Source organism: Halorubrum sp. ARQ200 (assembly GCF_005435115.1).
Taxonomy (GTDB): domain Archaea; phylum Halobacteriota; class Halobacteria; order Halobacteriales; family Haloferacaceae; genus Halorubrum; species Halorubrum tropicale.
In genome coordinates this window covers 215,145-233,402 of record NZ_SGTZ01000002.1, presented here as the reverse complement: position 1 = coordinate 233,402, position 18,258 = coordinate 215,145, and the positions used below count along the sequence as shown (strand labels likewise).

Genomic DNA, 18,258 nt, shown 5'->3' with positions numbered 1-18,258 from the left:
TCTGGCAAAAACTGCGCCGCTCAGTCCCCGCCGATCGGCGCGGCGCCGTCGCGCATCTCGTCGGCCCCGCGGAGGGTCCACGCCGCGCCCGCGGCGAGCGCGATCGCGACGCCCAGCGCGACGAGGTTGACCTGCTGCCAGACGGCGGTGTACAGGACCAGGTCGCGGCCGAGCAGCAGCGTGCCCACGAGCGCGCCCATCGAGCCAACGGCGAGCGCGCGGACGGTGCCGGCGGTGCCGGCGTCGAGCCCGTCGTACCCGACGCGGACGGCCTCCGTGGCGTACGCGACCGTCGCGACGAGCCCGAGGTGACCGGCGAGGCCCGTGATGTAGAACGCCGCCTGCGCGGGCGGCGCGTAGGTGAGGAACGGCACCGCGCGCGAGAAGGCCGCGCTGGCGACGACGCCGGCGACCGCGATCCCCCCCGCCGCCCGGAGGAGCCGCGCGGTCCCGCGCCCGCCGCCCCAGATGGTCGCCAGTCCGAGCAGCGTGAAGATGGTCAGCGCGACGACTAGGTGCGCGGCGTGCGTCGACACCGTGTACCCGCCGGGCACGAGCCCGCTGAGGGTGACGGTGATCGCGCCGACGGTGATCTGGAGCGGGAGGATCGCGACCGCGAGCGTCGCCGCCAGCTTGGTCCGGCGCTCAAACCCCGAGCCGAGCCACGTCCACCCGGCGACCCCGATGATGAGGAAGCCGGTCACCATCGCCCACGCGCGGTGGAACCACTCGATGAAGTCGGGGTTGATCGTCAGCGCGGGGATGAGCTGGTCGGAACACAGCGGCCACTGGGCCTGGCACGCCAGCCCGGATCCCGTCGCCGCGGTGTAGACGCCGAGCGAGAAGAGGACGAGCGTCATCCCCGTCGTCGCCGCCGCGTATCGCCTGAACGTTAGCCACGCGGGCCGAAGACTCATTGGCTGGATTCGGGCGCGCGCGCACTTAGACCGTTCGGCCGCTCCTCGTCGCCGGGAAGCGCTCGCCGCGGGCCGCCGGCTTCCGAACGCTTTTGACTGACCAGTCAGTCAGTATCGGTGTACACCGAATGGCAGACACGGACCGCCGGAGCCCCGATCCCCCGCACAGTCCCCTCCCCGAACGCGACGGCCCGACCCACGCGGAGGCGATCGCCTGATGGGCCTCCGCGACGCCGTCGGCTCGCTGTTCAAGGGCGCCGACGAGCTCGACCTCACCTCCGGCGACATCGGGTGGCCGCTGTTCTTCCTCTCCCTCCCGATCGTCGTCCAGAACCTCTTTCAGGTGCTGTACAACCTGGCCGACACCTTCTGGCTCGGGCGCTACAGCACCGAGGCGCTGTCCGCGATCACGTTCGCGTTCCCGATCGTCTTCCTGATGATCTCGCTGGCGCTCGGCGTCTCCGTCGCCGGGAGCGTCCTCGTCGCCCAACACACCGGCGCCGGCAACGAGGAGCGCGCCGCCTACGCCGCCTCGCAGACGATGGCGTACGCCGCCGTCATCTCCGTCGTCTTCGGCGTGCTGGGCTACGTCCTCGTCGACGACATCACGGCGCTCCTCGGCGTGAACGAGACCGTCGCGCCGCTCGTCGTCGAGTACATGCGCGTGTACGCGGTGGGCCTCTTCGCCGTGTTCGGCTTCGCGGTGTTCATGTCGCTGATGCGCGGCTACGGCGACACCGTGACGCCGATGTACGTCATGGCCGGCTCGGTCGTCCTCAACATCCTCCTGGACCCGATATTCATCTTCGGGTTCGACGCGAACCCGCTGTTCGGCGCGCTCGGCCTCGGCGGCGTCGAGGCTGCCGCCCTCGACGCGACCGGGTTCACCGGGTGGGGCATCGGCGGCGCCGCGATCGCGACGGTCGGGTCCCGGGCGCTCGCGCTCCTCGTCGGACTCCGGATCATGGTCCGCGGGGACCGCGGGGTCCAGATCCGGCTCTCGGAGATGCTCCCCGACCCGGAGTTCGGGAAGACGATCCTCGGCATCGGGCTGCCGGCCTCCGCGGAGGGCGCCGCCCGCTCGGTCTCGATCACCGCGCTCCTCCTCGTCGTCGCCAACTTCCCGAACGCGGTGAGCGGGGCGTACGGCATCGGGACGCGGATCTTCTCGGTCATCTTCCTGCCGGCGCTCGCCGTCTCGCAGGGGATCGAGACGATGACGGGGCAGAACATCGGCGCCGGGGAGCCGGACCGCGCCGCCGAGACGAACCACTTCGGCGCCCGCGCCATGCTCGGGCTGCTCACGGTCGGCAGCGGGGTCATCGTCCTCGCCGCGCGGCCGATCGCGGGCGTGTTCTCCCCGGACCCCGCCGTCGTCGACCACGCGACGACGTTCCTCCAAGTGAGCGGTCTCTCCTTCGGGTTCATCGGCGCCATGCGCGCCTACACCGGCGGCTTCCGCGGCGCCGGCCACACGATGATCGCGGCCGTCATCTCGCTGATCACGCTCGGCTTCGTCCGGCTCCCGGTCGCGTGGGTCGCGGCCGGCTCGCTCGGGGCGATGGGCCTCTGGATCGCGTTCCCGGTCTCCAACGTCGTCGGCGGCGTCGTCGCGTACCTCTGGTTCGAACGCGACACGTGGCGCGACGGGAACCTCACGGAGGACGGCGCGGCCGTCGACGAGATCGGTACCGACGTGACGTCGCCGGACGACGACTGACACCGTGAACTTTCGCGGGCGCGGACCCAGTGAGCGGGCGTGGCGTCGACAGCTCGACTTCGATCCGGTCGCTATCCGGACAGCTCCCGCTTCGCCTTCCGGGCCCGCTCGGACATCTCGCCGTTGCCGTCGACGTCCGCGAGCGTCTCGATCGCCTCCAGCTTGCGGACGGAGTCGTCGAGGAAGGAGAGCACGTCGCCGGTGTACGCGTACACCATGTAGTCGTCGGTCATCACGTCGACGATGGCCTGCGGCCCGAGCCCCTCGGCGCGCAGTTCGAGGACGTAGCGCATGAACTTCTCCTCGGGGCAGCCGCAGTAGGGGTTCGAATCGCAGTCGCAGTCGAGGAAGTCCTCCGCGAAGTCGAGCACGCGGTCGCGGGTCGTCTCGTCGAGCTTCGAGAGCCCGTCGCCGGTGAACAGCAGGTCGAGGGTGGCGCCGGCGAACGCCCCCTTCGGGATGTTCGCCTCCAGCTGTGAGGCGAGCTGCCGGTGGTTTTTCACGTAGATCTTGTCGGTGAAGGCCACGGGTACCCGTCGATACGCCGGCGCGCCTCAAAAACGACGCGGTGACCGGGGCCGACGACGGCCCGCTCGGGACGCCACTCGATGCCACGCCCGTCCTGGAGTCGTAACCGTTATTTACCGAAGCGAGATACGTTTCGACGCGTGTCCGGGTTAGGGTAGTGGACTATCCTTCAGCCTTGTGGAGGCTGAGACGCGGGTTCAATTCTCGCACCCGGACCTTCTTTGAATCGGCGTAAGTCAGAGACCGGAGGTTCCGTCGACCGCGTCGGCGAGTCGATCCAGAAACCCCGCTTCATGTCGCTCGTCAACGTGCGCGATGTTCCACAGTCCCGAGTCGGTTATCTCGTTGCGAGGACTCTCTCGTCCTAACCACTCGTCGCTCCGGGGGTCGACGGAGTCTCGCTCGAAGTTGCTGACGAGCGCGATCGCGTTCCGTTCGACGTACGCGCGGTCGCTCTCGGGGCCCGGCTCGTCCCCGATGTGGACCCACAGAAACGGGAGGTCGCGAATATACTCGCTGACTCGGCGCTCGTGGGCCAGCTCCGCGAGGCGACGCTCGCGGTCGGCGGTCGACCCCTTGCCCCAGCGGGGGTACTCGTCGCCGAGCTCGTCCCGTTCGATCATGGCCCGGCCGACGTGCCTGCGGAACACCGAGCCGCGGTGATTCCCGCCGCCCTCGTAGCTCCCGCGGTTCGCTCCGCGGTGCGCCCGCAGCCGAGTCCACAGCGACGTTCCGGACCCCGTCGAGACGGCGTGCGTGCCGACGCGCGTGACTCGCAGCTGGTCTGTCGCCTCTCGGGCCCCTCCGCTCGCGAAAAAGAAGTAGACCCCTCGCTCGGGCCAGTCCATGCGCCCGGTACACTCCGCGAGACGCCGCTTCCCGCCGACGTTCGCTTCGAGACGATCGAGGAGGTCGTAGAACCGATCGAGGTCCGAAGCGCGGGACATACGACTGCGTACCGGGGTGACACACAAAACCGCCGGGGGTCCGCAGCGCGGGACGGCGTGGCGGTCAGAACCCGATCCGCTCCCCATCTTCCGGGACCAGCACGTCTTCGGTCGCCGCCCGGAGCTCCTCGCGCGAGAGCAGGCAGTGGTTGATCGCCTCCATGTGGACCACGGCGACCGCGGCGTCGGTCGCATCGCGCACGGCCCGCACGTCGTTGACGCCCATCGTGATCGGCTCGTCCCGATTGAACCGCGCCGCGCCGCCGTTGAGGACGACCGCGTCGGGCTCGACCCGCGCGAGCGTCTCCGCCACCGGCTCGTACCAGACCGTGTCGCCGGCGAGGTACAGCGTCTCCGCACCCTCGAAGACGAACCCGGAGACGGGGCCCATCGCCTCGGCCAGTTCCCCGTGTCCGTGGCGGCCGGGCGTCCGGCGGAGCGTGACGCCGTCGAACGACGCCGGCCCCTCGACCGGCCGCACGTCGGTGAAGCCGTCCTCGACGAACGCGTCCGCTTCGGCCGGCTGGCAGAACAGCGGCACGTCCGGGTCGAGCGCTTCGACCGCCGCCTCGTCGAAGTGGTCGGGGTGGCGGTGGGTGACGACCACCGCGTCGTGCGCGAGGTCGATGTCCGGCATCGGCACGAGCGGGTTGTTCCGTTTGTTCGGCGTGTCGTCGATCGGCGGCAGCGCGCCCCGCTCGGCGAACACCGGGTCGACGAGGAATGTCGTCTCGTCCACGGTCGCGAGGACCGTGGCGTTGCGGACGAGGGTGACGTCGAGGGCGGCGTCGGTCGACATACCGCCCCTTCGACGAGCGGCATGTTGTGGATTGCGGCGGGACCGCCGCCGACCGCGGCGTCCGCGAGTTATTTGTCGGCCGCGGGTCAACCCCTGCGTCATGAACGGACGTGAGTCGACGTGAGCCCGCGCGGTCTGCGCTCCACGAGCGACGGGACCGGTGGCGACCGCGCGACGGGCGTCGGGTCGGGATGAGCGGGTCGTCCGAGGGGTCGTCGAGCGCGAGCGACGACGCGGACGCCGCCGACGCGGGCGAAACGGACACCGCCGACACGATGCGCGAGCGCGCCGGCGAGAACCGGGTGAAGCTCTGGCTGCTGTTGCGCGCGGACCGGCTCGTCGTCGCGGCGGTGCTGACGCTGGCCGTCTTCGTCGCGTTCGTCGCCGTCGCGGTCGCGCTCTCGCCGTCGCTCGCGACGAAGGTCGGATCGAGCGACCCCATCGAGACGCTGTTCGCGTCGATGATCACCGCGATCGTCACGGGGGCGACGCTCGTCGTCACGATCGGACAGCTCGTGCTCACGCAGGAGAACGGCCCGCTCGGCGACCAGCGGGACCGCATGGACGACACGCTCGCCGTCCGGGACGACATCGCGGACCTGACCGGCGGGCCGGCGCCCACGGACCCGGCCGCGTTCCTCGACGCGATCCTCGGCGCGGCGGCGGGGCGCGCTCGGGATCTCCGCGACTCGGTGGAGGGTCAGGGAGACGACGGCGACGGGTCCAGTCGGGACGCGCTCCGAGCGGAGGTCGACGACCTCGCGACCGGACTCACCGGGAACGCCGACGCCGTGCGCGGCCAGCTCGACGGCGCCGAGTTCGGTTCCTTCGACGTCGTCTTCGCCGCGCTCAACTTCGACTACGGGCCGAAGATCGGACAGATAGAGCGCATCGCCACCGAGCACGACGACGCCCTCACCGACGACGAGCGCGGGCTCCTCGGGGAGCTGAAAGCGACCGTGTCGCTGTACGGGCCCGCCCGCGAGCACGTCAAGACGCTGTACTTCCAGTGGGCGCTGATCGACCTCTCGCGCCTGATCTTGTACGCCGCGGTGCCGGCGCTGGCCGTCGCGGGCCTCATGGTCACGGTCGTCGACGCCGGCACGTTCCCGGGGAGCACGCTCGGCGTCGCCCACGTGACGCTCGCCGTCGGCGGCGCGTTCGCGGTCGCGCTCCTCCCGTTCTCGCTTTTCGTCTCCTACCTGCTCCGCGTGCTCACGCTCGCGAAGCGCACGCTCGCCATCGGGCCGCTGGTGCTGCGCGACTCCGAGTAGCGAGCGCGGTCGCTCTCGGGGAGACCGCGCGCTCGGCGGCGGAAGATGTCGCCCGCGACACTAACGACCGGTCTCATCTCCGGCGGCGTGCCGCGTCGACCGGGAAACCCTCGTGGCGGGCGGTCGCCTGCGCGGCGACGGGCGGGTCGCGTGTGCGACCGATGTCACGCGCCTGGGTTCTCCGCGCTGTCATCGCTCCCATCGGGGAGTACTCGGGCGGGGACTGATGGCGCGCGAGCCGACGTTGCGCCCGGAGGGGCTTAACGGCCCCGCTCGCCGCCGGCCTCGGGCGTCCGGCGGTATCGACGCCTATCCGAACGCACTTACGTCCCTGTCACGGACCCACGCGCAATGTCTGTCCGAGTCGGTATCCTCGGCGCCACCGGCGCCGTGGGCCAGCGATTCATCCAGCTGCTCGACGACCACCCGACCTTCGACCTCGCCGCGGTCACGGCGAGTTCGGAGAGCGCGGGCGAGACGTACCGCGAGGCGGCCAAGTGGCGCGTCGACACGCCGATCCCGGCGGACGCGGCCGAGATGGAGGTCGCGGAGACGGCCCCGGAGGGGATCGCCGACGCCGACGTGGACCTCCTCTTCTCCTCGCTCCCCTCGGGCGTCGCCGCGGAGGTCGAGCCCGCGTTCCTGGAGGCCGGCTACGTCGTCTCCTCGAACTCCTCGAACGACCGCATGGCCGCGGACGTGCCGCTCACCATCCCCGAGATCAACCCGGACCACCTCGACCTGATCGAGGTCCAGCGCGACGAGCGCGGCTGGGACGGCGCCTTGGTGAAGAACCCCAACTGCTCGACGATCACGATGGTGCCGACGCTCGCGGCGATCGACGAGTTCGGCCTCGAAAGCGTCCGCGTCTCCACGCTCCAGGCCGTCTCCGGCGCCGGCTACTCCGGCGTCACCTCGATGGAGATCATCGACAACGCCATCCCGCACATCGGCGGCGAGGAGGAGAAGATGGAGACGGAGTCGCGCAAGCTGCTCGGCGAGTTCGACGGCGCCGAGGTCGCGCTCCACGACGCCGACGTGGCCGCCTCCTGTAACCGGATCCCGACGCTCGACGGCCACCTTGAGAACGTCTTCGCGGAGTTCGCCGAGGACCCTTCGGCCGCTGACCTCCGCGAGGCGATGCGCTCGTTCGAGGGCGTCGGCGACCTGCCGAGCTCGCCGGACCAGCTCATCAAGGTGTTCGGCGACGACGAGCCCGAGCGCCCGCAGCCCCGCCTCGACCGCACGTACGCCGACGGGATGGGGATCGTCGCCGGCGGCGTCCAGTCGACCGACGCCGGCGCGAAGTACAACTGCCTCGCGCACAACACGATCCGCGGCGCGGCCGGCGCCTCGCTGCTCAACGGCGAGCTGCTCGTCGAGGAAGGGTACGTCTGAGCGGTCGCCGTCGGATGCGGCGGGCGACCTCAGCGAAGTATTGAACCGGCCGCCCTCACGTCTCGGATCCATGGTGGACAAGGAGACGGTACGCCGCGGGTACGACCGGCTCGCCGAGGCGTACGCAGCGGACCGCAACGAGACCGGCCGCGGACGCGAGGTGTTGGCCGACTTCCTCGGCGCGCTCCCCGCGTCGGCGCGCGTTCTCGACGCCGGGTGCGGACAGGGTACCCCCGTCCTCAGCGATCTGAGCGCGTCGGCGACCGCGACCGGACTCGACGTCTCCCGCCGGCAGCTGGAGCTGGCCGCGGACCGCGTCCCGGACGCGGCGCTCGCGCAGGGCGACATGGTTCGGCTGCCCTTCGGCGACGGCGCCTTCGACGCGGTGACGGCGTACCACTCGCTGATCCACGTTCCGGCCGAACAGCATCAGGCCGTGGTCGACGAGTTCGCGCGCGTCCTCGTCGACGGCGGGCGACTCCTCTGTTCCGAGGGACCGGAACCGTGGCACGGCGAGAACGCGGACTGGCTAGACACCGGCGTCGAGATGCAGTGGGACATCGCGGGGGCGGAAGCGCCCCGGCGACACCTCCGGACCGCCGGCTTCGTCGTCGAACGGGAGTCGAGGGCGGGAGACTCGCTCGCGGAGGGCGACGACGCGCGCTGGACGTTCTTCACGGCGCGGTTGGAGGGCCAGACCGCAGTCCGGTGGGAGACCCGCACCGCGGCCGGGTCCGTCGTTACTTCCCTTCGAACTCCGGCTCGCCGTCGCCCATGAACGCCGTGATGCCCTCCATGAGGTCGTCCGTGTTCATCACGTGGCCGAAGCCCATCGCCTCCACTTCGAGGCCGGCCTCGTTGTCGGTGCGACCGGCGTGGATCGCGCGCTTCGTGTACTTCTGGGCGATCGGCGGGCCGCCGGCCAGCTGCTCGGCCAGCTCCCGCGCGCGCTCGTCGAGCTCGTCGTCCGGGACGACCTCGTTGACGAAGTCGTACTCGGCCATCGTCTCGGCGTCGTAGCGGTCGGCGGTGAGGATGATCTCCTTCGCGCGCCCCTCGCCGACGATCCGCGCGAGCCGCTGCGTGCCGCCCCACCCCGGCAGCAGGCCGAGGTCGAGCTCGGGCTGGCCCAGCTCGGAGCGCTCGGAGGCGATCCGCATGTCCGCGGCGGTCGCGAGCTCCATCCCGCCGCCGAGGCAGTAGCCGTCGATGGCGGCGATCACGGGCTTGTCGGACGACTCCAGCTTGCCGAACGTCTGCTGGCCCTGTCGGGAGAGCTCGACCGCGTGGATCGGGTCCGCGCCGCCGGCGGCCATGCTCTGGACGTCGGCGCCCGCGGAGAAGGCGCGGTCGCCCGCGCCCGAGAGCAGGATCGCTCGGACCTCGTCGTCGTCGTCCAGCCGGTCGACCGCGTCGGCGAGCTCGTCGAGGACCTCGCCGCTGATCGTGTTCATCCGGTGCGGGCGGTCGATCTCGACGTGCCCGACCCGGCTCTCGGCGTCGACCTCGACGTTCAGCACCTCGTAGTCGGGGCCGTCGTCCGCGTCGGCGTCGCCGTCGCCGCGGAACCCGCCCTCCTCGGCCGCCTCGCGCAGGTAGTCGGTCGCCTCGTAGCGCGCCTCGCCGGTCTCCTCCGCGAGCGCGTTGAGCGTCTCCACGAGGGCGGCGAGCCCCTCCTCGTCCGCGAGCTTGGCCGGGCCGTCAGGGAAGCCGGCGCCCAGCTTCACCGCCTCGTCGATGTCGTCGGCGTCGGCCACGTCGTCGCCGATGAGGCCGGCCGTCTCGTTGGCCATCACCGCGAGCAGGCGGCGGCGGACGTCGGCGTCGACCGCGTCGGTCGGGATCTGGGCGCCGTCGCCGTCCTCGTAGTCGTAGAACCCCTTGCCGGTCTTCTTGCCGAGGTCCTCCGCCTCGACCTTCTCGCCGAGCAGCGGGCACGGGCGGTAGGCGTCGCCGAGGACCTCGTGCATGTACTCCAACACGTGGTAGCCCACGTCGATGCCGACCTGGTCGGCCAGCTCGAACGAGCCCATCGGGAGGCCCATGTCGAACTTCGTCGTGGAGTCGACGGCCTCCATCGTCGCGTCGCCGGACTCGACGATCCACGCCGCCTCGTTCATCAGCGGGACGAGGATGCGGTTGACGATGAAGCCGGGACTGTCCTTCCGGACGCGGACGGGGGTCTTCCCCATCGACTCCGCGAGCCCCTCGATCAGTTCCAGGGTGTCGTCGCTCGTGTGCTTCCCGGAGATGACCTCGACGAGGTCCATCCGCACCGGCGGGTTGAAGAAGTGCATGCCGCAGAAGCGCTCGGGCCGGTCGGTGACCTCGGACAGTTCGGTGATGGAGAGACTGGAGGTGTTGGTGACGAAGACGGCCTCTTCGGGGGCGTGCTCGACGACCTCGTCGTACACGTCCTTCTTGATCGCCATCTTCTCGGGGACGACCTCGACGACCACGTCGGCGCCGTCGAGCGCGTCTCCGAGGTCGACGAAGGCGTCGACGCGGTCGAGCGCCGCGTCGGCCTCGTCGTCGCCGATCCGGTCCTTCTCGGCGAGCTTGCCGAGCGACCACTCGATCTGGTCGTACCCCTTCTGGACGAGCTCGTCGTTGATGTCCCGGAGCGACACGTCGTAGCCGGCGAGGGCGGCCACTTCCGCGATGCCGTGTCCCATGTTCCCGGCGCCGAGCACTGCCACGCGCTGGACGTCTTCGAGTTGCATACTCGAACGGTCGGAACCGTCATGGTTGAACGTTTCCATCTTCCAAACGCCAAACTCGAAGTAAGTTTATTCGGGCGGGCCGCCCCCGCCGCGGCGGTCCGAACCGAATCGTACTCCCGCGTGCGTCCCCGGGTTCCGACATGGACGACCGAGTCGCGGCCACCCTGCGCGAGGACCCGACGATGGCCGCGCTGATCGACCGTCACGGCCCCCTCGACGTCGCGCCCGCGGGCGACGAGTTCGCGCGGCTCTGTGCCTCGATCGTGAACCAGCAGCTCTCGACCGCCTCCGCGGCGGCCATCCGCGAGCGGTTCGTGGACGCCCTCGGCGGCGACCCGACGCCCGACCGCGTCCTCGCGGCCGACGAGGCGGCGCTGCGCGAGGCCGGGCTCAGCGCCACGAAGGTCGAGTACCTGCGGAACGCCGCCGACGCGTTCCGCGACGGCGAGCGCGACCTCACCCGGGAGGGGCTGGCGGACCTGAGCGACGCGGCCGTCGTCGACCGGCTCACGGAGATCCGCGGGGTGGGCGAGTGGACGGCGCGGATGTACCTGATCTTCGCGCTCGGTCGCGAGGACGTGCTGCCGCTCGGCGACCTCGCAGTGCGGAAGGGAATCGAACGGATCTACAACGACGGCGAGGAGCTGTCGCGCGCGGAGATGCGCGAGATCGGCGAGGCGTGGCGCCCCTACCGGAGCTACGGCACGCGGTACGTCTGGGCCGAGTACGAGTCGTGAGTCGGCGACGAGCCGGCGGCGGTCGAGCGCGGGGAGTCGGTCGTAGACGTGCGGCTCAGTTGGTCTCGCTGCCCTGTCGCGGGCGCCGCCCCTCGCCCTCGACCGGCGCCGGCTCGTCGCCGGCGGCGTCCTCGCGGTACAGCCGGAGCAGCTCTTCGAGGAGGACGGCGTGCCGGTCGCCCGGGACGTACTGGTGGTCGATGAAGTCCTCGGCGTCGCTGAACCGTCCGCGGAGCGCGAGCTTCCGGACGAACGCCACCGAGTCGAAGAACGGCGGCTCCCCAGTCTCGCCGTCGTCGCCGCCGAGCTTCCGCTCCGTCTCGGGGATCACCTCCGCCTCGATCGCGTCGTAGTCGATCGTCGACGGATCGTACTCGTCGAGCGTCCGCGAGAGCACGTAGTCGGCGGAGAACCGATAGAACTCGGACTTGCTCTCGAACTGCCCCTCGTCGACGAGCGACTCGATCTCCTCGACGACCGGCTCGGGGAATCGAACCGTGCTCTTCACCATATGCCGTCACATTGACACCCCCGGTCTTATACCTTCGCCAGACGGGCCCGACGCCCGAACCGGCGCCGTCTGGACGGTCTACTCCTCTTCTTCGAGTATCTCGCCCGCCTCGCCGCGCTCGGCCTCGTCGGTGTCGGCGCGCCGGCGCACGTCGACCCGGTAGTCGGTGAGGATGTCGCGGCCGAGCAGCAGCGGGTACTCCATGTGGCCGCGGTCCTCGACGCTCGCGGTGACGGTGTGCTGGTTCCCGCCGATCCCGATGACGAGGTCGACGACCGGGCGGGCCTTGCCGCCCTTCACGCTGCCCGACTTGACGCGGGTCATGCTCTTGATCGGGCCGGCGCCGATCTCGGCGGCCAGCTGGGTGTCGATGCTCGTCCGAGTCGCGCCCGTGTCGGACTTCGCGAGCGCCTGCGTCGAGCCGGAGGTGCCGGTGACGACGACCTCCTCGATGTAGCCGATGTCGGGCTGCTCGGTCGTGCTCGGCTTCGGGGCGGGCGCGCAGGAGGGCCGCGAGTCGTCGAGCGTCGCGGCGACGCGCTCGACCGCCGCCTCGTCCACCTCGCCGCCGACCGTCTCGATCGCGTGCTTCGCGATGTACGGGGCCGGGCTCGTCCCGGTCGCCTCGAAGAGGCCCTTGAACCCGGCGGTGGGGTTCACTTCGAGGACGTACCAGCCGTCGTACCCCTCCACGAGGTCGACCCCGGCGTAGTCGAGCCCCATCACCTCGGCGGCGTAGAGGGCGGTGTCGGCGGCCTCCTCGGGCATGTCGTCGGTGGCATCCTCGACCGCGCCGCCGAGCGCGACGTTGGTGCGCCAGTCGCCCTCGGGCGCGTAGCGGTACATCGACCCGACGATCTCGTCGCCGACCACGTACACGCGCAGGTCGCGGTGCTTCTCGTCGTCGCGGTCGATGAGCTTCTGGAGGAACGCCTGCCGGTTGCCGACCTTCGGGTTCACCCGCTCCGTGAGGTCCACCTTCCACGTCCCGCCGCCGTGGGTGCCGATCGCGGTCTTGTACACGCCCACGTCGCCGAACCGTTCGCGGCCCTCGTTGAGGCGGTCGTTCGACAGCGCCAGCAGCGCGTCGGGTACGCGGATGTTCCAGTCGGCGAGCGTCGCGGCCGTGGCGAACTTATGGATCGACGCCAGCACCGCGTTCGGCTCGTTCAGCATCGGGCGGATGCGCTCGAACGTCGCCGCCAGCCCCAGCAGCTCCGCGGGCTGGTCGGTGTTCGACAGGAGGAGGCGGTTCGCGATCACGTCGACCGCGGGCTCGACGGAGACGTCGCCGTCCTCGACGCTGACCGCGGCGTTCTCCTCGCGGAGCCACACCGGCTCGTGGCCGAGGTCCTCGACCGCGTTACAGATCGCCTTCGTCTCCTTGCTGTTGTGCAGCGACAGGACTCCCACCCGAACCGGGTCCGAACTCATAGCGACTCCTGCGCGGGCGTGCGTAAAAGTTCGACCGATCGACTCGGCCGACGGGCCGCCCGGGGAGTGACGGGTCGCCATATATATAGCCCGCCCCCCGCTCCGCTCAGGCATGAGCGACGACCGGGCGTTCACGTACAACGGCGGGGCGGTGCCGCCCGGCGACACGCAGAACATCCGCTACGGCATCAGCGAGACGTACCTCGGCGACCCGGTGCGGATCCCCGTCACCATCGTCAACGGCGAGCGCGACGGGCCGACCGCGTTCCTCACCGCCGCGGCCCACGGCGACGAGCTGAACGGGATCGAGGTCGTCCGCGAGGTCGCCCACGAGTGGGACCTCTCCGAGCTGGCCGGCACCCTCGTCTGCCTGCCCGTGCTCAACGTCCCCGGGTTCCTCGCGCAGCAGCGGTACCTCCCCGTCTACGACCGGGACCTGAACCGGTCGTTCCCGGGGAAGCCCGGGTCGACCAGTTCGAAGCGCATGGCCCACCAGATCTACGAGAACTTCATCGCGCCGTGCGACTTCGGACTCGACTTCCACACCTCCACCCGCGGCCGGACGAACATGCTCCACGTCCGCGCGGACATGACCGACGAGGCCGTCTACCGTCTCGCGATGGCGTTCGGCTCGAAGGTCGTCATCGACAGCGACGGGCCGAGCGGCACCCTCCGCGGCGAGGCGACCGACGACGACATCCCCACGATCACGGTCGAGATGGGGGAGGCGCACCGGTTCCAGCGCCCGCTCATCGACGACGCGCTCGACGGGGTCCGCTCCGTGTTCGCGGAGTACGGGCTCTTGGAGACCGACGCGGTGCGCTGGCCCGGCTGGCGCACCATCGTCGCCGGCGCGGGCGAGAAGACGTGGCTCCGCGCCGACTCCGGCGGCATCGTCGACACCCACTTCGAGAGCGGGTCGCTCGTCCGCGAGGGCGAGCGCATCGCGACGATCACCAACCCGTTCAAGGAGGACGCCGTCGGGGTCGAGGCCCCCTTCACCGGTCTCCTGATCGGCCTCCTGGAGAACCCGGTCGTCTACCCCGGCAACCCCCTGTGTCACCTCGTCGAGATCGGCGCGTCGACCCGCCGGGCGATCGAGGCCGGCGACGCGCCCAGCCCCGTCGGCCAGCCGACGCCCTCGGAGTGAGGGGTCGCGGCGGCGCGCCTCCCGTCACTCACCACCGAGCCGTCCACGGAGTCCGACCGCCGCGCCGGCGACGAGCGCCAGGAAGCCGATCAGGAACGCCGCCGGCTGGAGGAGGACGCGCTGCGCGACGACGGCGCCCGGCTCGCGCTCGACGGTCCGCGTCCAGAACTCGTACCGCTCGCCGTCGCGCTCGACGATCAGGATCCCGTCCCCGAGCGCCGGCTCCGTCGGGTACGACAGCGAGTCGACGCGCTCGGCGGGGTCCTCGACGCCGAAGCCCCCCTCGGGCGAGTCGCGAGCGCGGTCGAAGGCCTCTCGGGCGTCGGGCGGGAGGTCGGCGTACGCGACGACCGCGTCCGACGCGTCCGACCCGTTCCCCCCGCTCGCGGCCGGCGACTCGAAGCCCGCGACGGACCCCTCGGTCACCGGCTGGACGGTGTGCGTGTAGGCGGGGCTCGGCTCGCCGACGGCGACGGGGAGGTAGAGGGGATTCGCCATCAGGAGGACGCCGAGCGCGGCGAGCCCGGCGGCCGCGAGCGGGGTGCGCATACGCCGCGTTCGGCGGGCCGGGAGTTGAGCGTTCGGGGTCGCCGCCGCGCTACCGACCGATCGTCCCCTGCCGCGTCACGGGCGCGTCGGGGTCCACCAGGAACGCCACGACCGTCGCGCCCTCGTCGCCCGCGGTCGGCGGCGGTGGTGGAGTCCATTACCGACTTGTAAAATTACGCGGTTAAAAAGCGGTCCGGTGGGGGCGACGCGCTCTTGTGTCCCGCGCACCTCGTTTCGATACCGTGACGACCGTCCTCTCGGACCTTGAGCGCCGCAAGCGCGACGACCGGCCGGACGGGACGTTCTACGACGATCCGCGGTTCGTCACCCACGCGGACGACGCGTTCCTCGCCCGGCTCACCGCGCTGTACGCCTCCGTCACCGAGCCCGGCGACCGCGTCCTCGACGCGATGAGCAGTTGGGTGTCGCACCTGCCCGAGACCGACTACGAGCGCGTCGTCGGCCACGGGCTCAACGAGGCCGAACTGGCCGCCAACGACCGCCTCGACGAGTTCGTCGTCAGCGACCTCAACGCCGACCCGTCGCTCCCGTTCGCCGACGGATCCTTCGACGCCGTCTGCTGCGCGCTGTCGGTCCAGTACCTCCAGTACCCCGGTCAGGTGTTCGCGGAGTTCGCGCGCGTCCTCGCGCCCGGCGGGACGGTCGTCGTGAGCTTCTCGAACCGCATGTTCCCGACGAAGGCCGTCCGCGCGTGGCGCGCCGCCTCGATGGCCGAGCGCGCCGACCTCGTCGAGCGGTACCTCGACGCGGGCGGGTTCGCGGTCGCCGACCGGATCGCCGAGCGCCCGGGCGAGGACCCGTTCTACGCCCTGGTGGGGACGCTCCCGTGACGCCCCGCCGCGTCGCGGCCGGGGGCTTCGACCTCGCGCTCGCCCTGACGCTCGGCGCGGCCGCGCGGCTGGCGCACGTCCTCTGGTACCGCCTCTTCGAGACGAGCGTCGCCGTCGACCTCGCCGGCTCCGCCGCGCTCGGCGCCGTGTTCGGCCTCGGCCACGTCGTCGTCGCCTCCGGCGACCGCGTCCTCGGTCCGGCGGGGGACACCGCCGACTCGCGGGCGTGGCGCCCCCGACGCGTCGCCGCCGCGGGCGCGGTCGGCTTCCTGCTTCACGCGTCGATCGCCCCCGCGTTCACGCCGTTCGGGCTCGAACCGGTCGGCGTCAACGCGGTGCTGACCGCCGGCGGCGTCGCGGTCGGACTCTGGGCGTTCGCGGTCCGTCGGGCGACGCGGTAGGAGCCGGCGGAGGCGGTCGGAGCCGGCGCCCCCGGTAGGGGCCGGCGGACGCGGTAGACGCCTGACGGCGGTCGCCCCCGCGCCGCTCGTCAGTCCGCCGTCGACGGGGCGGTCGACTCCAGCCCGGAGCCGCTGGGCGGTCGGAGGACGAACACCGCCGCTCCGGCGCCGAGCGCGAGCGCGCCGCCGAGGAGGAACGTCGGGTTCCAGCCGAGGTTCGCGACGAGGTAGCCGGCGACCGTCCCGGAGAAGACCCCGCCGCCGACCTTCGCGGTGTACAGGACGGCGTAGTTGCCGGATGAGTTGGCCGATCCGTAGTAGTCGGCCAGTATCGACGGGAAGAAGACGTACAGCGGCGAGGAGAAGAACATCGCGCCGAGGACGAACGCGACGAAGACGGCGCCGTTGCCCGCCTCGCCGGCCGCCACCAGCCCGATCCGGAAGAGCCCGGCGAGGAGGAACGAGCCCGCCATCACGCGCTTGCGGCTGAAGCGGTCGGTCGCCTCGCCGAGGATCAGCCGCGAGACGCCGGCGGCGACGGGGAGCAGCGTCGCGGAGAGCGTCGCGACGAGCGCCGCCAGCCCGAAGTTCTCCGCGAACCGGACCACGTTCGCGATGACGAGGAGGTCGGCGCTCGCCATCGCGATGAACATCGCGTACAGCAGCCAGAACTGCCAGGTCGAGAGCATCTCTCGCGTCGAGTAGTTGCGGCCGCGGATCGAGGCGGCCAGGCCGTCGGCCCCGCCGTCGCCGTCGTCGTCCCCGTCGCGGTCCAGCCAGTCCGTCGGGGGGTCCCGGAGGAGGAGCGAGCCGACGAGCGTGACGACCAAGATCCCGATCCCGATGTTGCGGAGCACGTCGCTGTACGCCGCCACGGTCGCGTTCGCCCGCACGTACGGGACCACGAGCGCGCTGCCGGCCGCGAACGCCATCGTCCCGACCCCGGTCGTCAGCCCGGTGCGGTCGGGGAACCACTTGACGGCGGTGTTGACGGCGACGGTGTAGACGATGCCGACGCCGACCGCGCCCAGCGAGTACAGCAGGTACAGCTGCCACAGGCTCGTCGCGTACGCGAGGCCGATGTAGCCGCCGCCGGCGAGCACCGCCGCGAGGAAGGTGAGCGCGCCCGGCCCCCGGCTGTCCCGCCACTTGCCCGCCGGGAACTGCGAGAGCGACTGGAACACGACGTAAAAGGAGAACACCGCGCCCAGCGCCGGGAGCGCGATGTCGAGGCCCTCGGAGAGCGCCGGCGAGATGGACGACCAGACGTACTGGTACGGGCTCACCGCGGCCATCATCCCGGCCGCGGCCGCGATCTGCCACCAGCGGGAGAAGCCGAGCGTGTCGGCGGCGCGCGCGGCGTAGTCGACACCGCCCGTCGACCCGTCGCCGCCGGCCGTCGCCTCTCCCTCCCCGTCGGCGCCTTCCGCCGTCGGTTCGCCATCACCCATCGTCGTCCGTCGTCCGCGTGGTGTCGGTCTGTGTCATGACGTGCGTGCCCTGTCGTTTCGTCTCTCGGCACCGGTCCCCCGGTTCGGGGAGGTCTCGTTTCCACCCACCGCGCTCGCCGACTAAAACTCGTCGTTGCGGTCGGTCCCCGCGAGCCGCTCGCCGGTCCGGAATCGCCCGCGGTCGTCCGGCGGTTGGTCGCCGCCCGACAGCGGTCCCGATCCGTCGCGCGGCGCCCCGGATAAATTATGATAATCGTCTATCCTGTGGAAAATTGTTAAGAAGACGCCTCTCGTAGCCGTATTCGAACACGGGGCGTCACAGGCCGACGCCCGAACCCACACCATGTCCTCCGACACCGACGCCGCCGACCCGCGCGACGGAACCGCGAGCGCCCCCCGCGACGCCGACCGCGTCCCGCGGTCTCCCGGGCCGGGGCGCTTCGAGCGCGTGATGGTCGTCACGACCGACGACCCCGCGGGGCGGGCCGCGGCCTCGGCGGCCGTCGACCTCGCGGCGACGCACGGGGCGACCGTCGACGCGCTGTACGTCGTCGACACGACCGAGGGCTGGGACATGGTCGTCGAGCGCCGCGAGCGGGCCGGCGAGGAGCTCGTCGAGGCCGCCGCGGCCCGGGGCGCCGCGGCCGGCGTCGAGGTCGAGAAGTGGTTCCGCTACGGCGCGCCGCACAGGGAGGCGGTCGACTTCGCCGCCGCGCACGACGCGGACCTCGTGGTGGTCGGCGCCGCCCGCCGGACCGGGCTCGACCGCCTGCTCCACCCTGACCCGGTCCCGGCCCGCGTCCGGCGCGGCGTCGACGTCCCGGTCATGGTCGTCGGCCCGGACGACGACTGACCCGCGCGGCGACCG

Annotated in this window: 18 protein-coding genes, 1 tRNA gene and 1 pseudogene; 10 read left to right on the top strand and 10 right to left on the bottom strand. The window is 71.4% G+C overall.

What is annotated here, in order from left to right:
- Positions 1 to 20: 20 nt before the first annotated feature.
- Entirely contained in the window at positions 21 to 917 is an 897-nt protein-coding gene (locus EXE50_RS04470; protein ID WP_255510282.1) for a COX15/CtaA family protein, read from the bottom strand.
- Positions 918 to 1,134: 217 nt separating this feature from the next.
- On the opposite strand from EXE50_RS04470, the gene EXE50_RS04465 reads away from it, so the two are divergent.
- Positions 1,135 to 2,637 carry an MATE family efflux transporter gene (locus EXE50_RS04465; RefSeq protein ID WP_137704463.1) on the top strand — a complete coding sequence of 501 codons (1,503 nt, stop codon included), beginning with the start codon at positions 1,135 to 1,137 and terminating at the stop codon, positions 2,635 to 2,637.
- Between the two features lie 71 nt (positions 2,638 to 2,708).
- Here EXE50_RS04465 and EXE50_RS04460 read toward each other — a convergent pair whose 3' ends face one another.
- Positions 2,709 to 3,164, bottom strand: coding sequence for a DUF5814 domain-containing protein (locus EXE50_RS04460; protein WP_053772773.1), 456 nt, complete (start codon positions 3,162 to 3,164; stop codon positions 2,709 to 2,711).
- Positions 3,165 to 3,308: 144 nt separating this feature from the next.
- On the opposite strand from EXE50_RS04460, the gene EXE50_RS04455 reads away from it, so the two are divergent.
- Positions 3,309 to 3,381, top strand: a tRNA-His gene (locus tag EXE50_RS04455).
- A 20-nt stretch (positions 3,382 to 3,401) separates the two neighbouring features.
- Here the strand turns inward: EXE50_RS04455 and EXE50_RS04450 are convergent.
- Complete coding sequence (locus EXE50_RS04450) at positions 3,402 to 4,112, bottom strand: hypothetical protein (RefSeq protein WP_137704462.1); 711 nt, start codon at positions 4,110 to 4,112, stop codon at positions 3,402 to 3,404.
- Positions 4,113 to 4,176: 64 nt separating this feature from the next.
- On the bottom strand, positions 4,177 to 4,911 hold the full coding sequence (locus EXE50_RS04445; RefSeq protein WP_053772771.1) for an MBL fold metallo-hydrolase: 735 nt from the start codon (positions 4,909 to 4,911) through the stop codon (positions 4,177 to 4,179).
- A 191-nt stretch (positions 4,912 to 5,102) separates the two neighbouring features.
- Between EXE50_RS04445 and EXE50_RS04440 the strand changes: the two genes are divergently transcribed.
- The 3 genes from EXE50_RS04440 (at position 5,103) to EXE50_RS04430 (ending at position 8,361) form a co-directional block, all read left to right on the top strand.
- Complete coding sequence (locus EXE50_RS04440) at positions 5,103 to 6,185, top strand: hypothetical protein (protein ID WP_053772795.1); 1,083 nt, start codon at positions 5,103 to 5,105, stop codon at positions 6,183 to 6,185.
- Between the two features lie 351 nt (positions 6,186 to 6,536).
- Positions 6,537 to 7,583, top strand: coding sequence for an aspartate-semialdehyde dehydrogenase (gene asd, locus EXE50_RS04435; RefSeq protein ID WP_137704461.1), 1,047 nt, complete (start codon positions 6,537 to 6,539; stop codon positions 7,581 to 7,583).
- Positions 7,584 to 7,653: 70 nt separating this feature from the next.
- A complete protein-coding gene (locus EXE50_RS04430) occupies positions 7,654 to 8,361 on the top strand; it encodes a class I SAM-dependent methyltransferase (protein WP_137704460.1) in 708 nt (235 codons plus the stop codon).
- Here EXE50_RS04430 and EXE50_RS04425 read toward each other — a convergent pair.
- Positions 8,324 to 10,306 carry a 3-hydroxyacyl-CoA dehydrogenase/enoyl-CoA hydratase family protein gene (locus tag EXE50_RS04425; protein ID WP_137704459.1) on the bottom strand — a complete coding sequence of 661 codons (1,983 nt, stop codon included), beginning with the start codon at positions 10,304 to 10,306 and terminating at the stop codon, positions 8,324 to 8,326. The genes EXE50_RS04430 and EXE50_RS04425 overlap by 38 nt on opposite strands.
- 140 nt (positions 10,307 to 10,446) lie before the next feature.
- Here EXE50_RS04425 and EXE50_RS04420 point away from each other — a divergent pair, with 140 nt between their 5' ends.
- Entirely contained in the window at positions 10,447 to 11,043 is a 597-nt protein-coding gene (locus tag EXE50_RS04420) for a DNA-3-methyladenine glycosylase (RefSeq protein ID WP_053772766.1), read from the top strand.
- A gap of 55 nt (positions 11,044 to 11,098) precedes the next feature.
- On the opposite strand, the gene EXE50_RS04415 is transcribed toward EXE50_RS04420, so the two are convergent.
- A complete protein-coding gene (locus tag EXE50_RS04415; RefSeq protein WP_121599665.1) occupies positions 11,099 to 11,554 on the bottom strand; it encodes a hypothetical protein in 456 nt (151 codons plus the stop codon).
- 78 nt (positions 11,555 to 11,632) lie between these two features.
- Complete coding sequence (locus tag EXE50_RS04410) at positions 11,633 to 12,988, bottom strand: RimK/LysX family protein (RefSeq protein WP_053772764.1); 1,356 nt, start codon at positions 12,986 to 12,988, stop codon at positions 11,633 to 11,635.
- Positions 12,989 to 13,100: 112 nt separating this feature from the next.
- Here EXE50_RS04410 and EXE50_RS04405 point away from each other — a divergent pair, with 112 nt between their 5' ends.
- On the top strand, positions 13,101 to 14,138 hold the full coding sequence (locus EXE50_RS04405; RefSeq protein ID WP_053772763.1) for a succinylglutamate desuccinylase/aspartoacylase family protein: 1,038 nt from the start codon (positions 13,101 to 13,103) through the stop codon (positions 14,136 to 14,138).
- Positions 14,139 to 14,162: 24 nt separating this feature from the next.
- On the opposite strand, the gene EXE50_RS04400 is transcribed toward EXE50_RS04405, so the two are convergent.
- A complete protein-coding gene (locus EXE50_RS04400) occupies positions 14,163 to 14,687 on the bottom strand; it encodes a hypothetical protein (RefSeq protein WP_053772762.1) in 525 nt (174 codons plus the stop codon).
- A gap of 49 nt (positions 14,688 to 14,736) precedes the next feature.
- Positions 14,737 to 14,814 (bottom strand): annotated as a pseudogene (locus EXE50_RS04395) (pirin family protein); the annotation flags it as partial.
- A 115-nt stretch (positions 14,815 to 14,929) separates the two neighbouring features.
- Between EXE50_RS04395 and EXE50_RS04390 the strand changes: the two are divergent.
- Both EXE50_RS04390 and EXE50_RS04385 read left to right on the top strand, forming a co-directional pair.
- Positions 14,930 to 15,538 (top strand): class I SAM-dependent methyltransferase, encoded by a 609-nt coding sequence (locus EXE50_RS04390; protein ID WP_137704458.1) that lies wholly within the window; start codon positions 14,930 to 14,932, stop codon positions 15,536 to 15,538.
- Complete coding sequence (locus tag EXE50_RS04385; protein ID WP_137704457.1) at positions 15,535 to 15,939, top strand: hypothetical protein; 405 nt, start codon at positions 15,535 to 15,537, stop codon at positions 15,937 to 15,939. The genes EXE50_RS04390 and EXE50_RS04385 overlap by 4 nt, the downstream gene beginning before the upstream one ends.
- Before the next feature lie 89 nt (positions 15,940 to 16,028).
- Here EXE50_RS04385 and EXE50_RS04380 read toward each other — a convergent pair whose 3' ends face one another.
- The gene (locus EXE50_RS04380; protein ID WP_053772759.1) at positions 16,029 to 17,390 is read right to left on the bottom strand and encodes an OFA family MFS transporter; all 1,362 of its coding nucleotides are present in this window, start codon (positions 17,388 to 17,390) and stop codon (positions 16,029 to 16,031) included.
- 343 nt (positions 17,391 to 17,733) lie between these two features.
- Between EXE50_RS04380 and EXE50_RS04375 the strand changes: the two genes are divergently transcribed.
- The gene (locus EXE50_RS04375; RefSeq protein WP_137704456.1) at positions 17,734 to 18,243 is read left to right on the top strand and encodes a universal stress protein; all 510 of its coding nucleotides are present in this window, start codon (positions 17,734 to 17,736) and stop codon (positions 18,241 to 18,243) included.
- Positions 18,244 to 18,258: the final 15 nt, after the last annotated feature.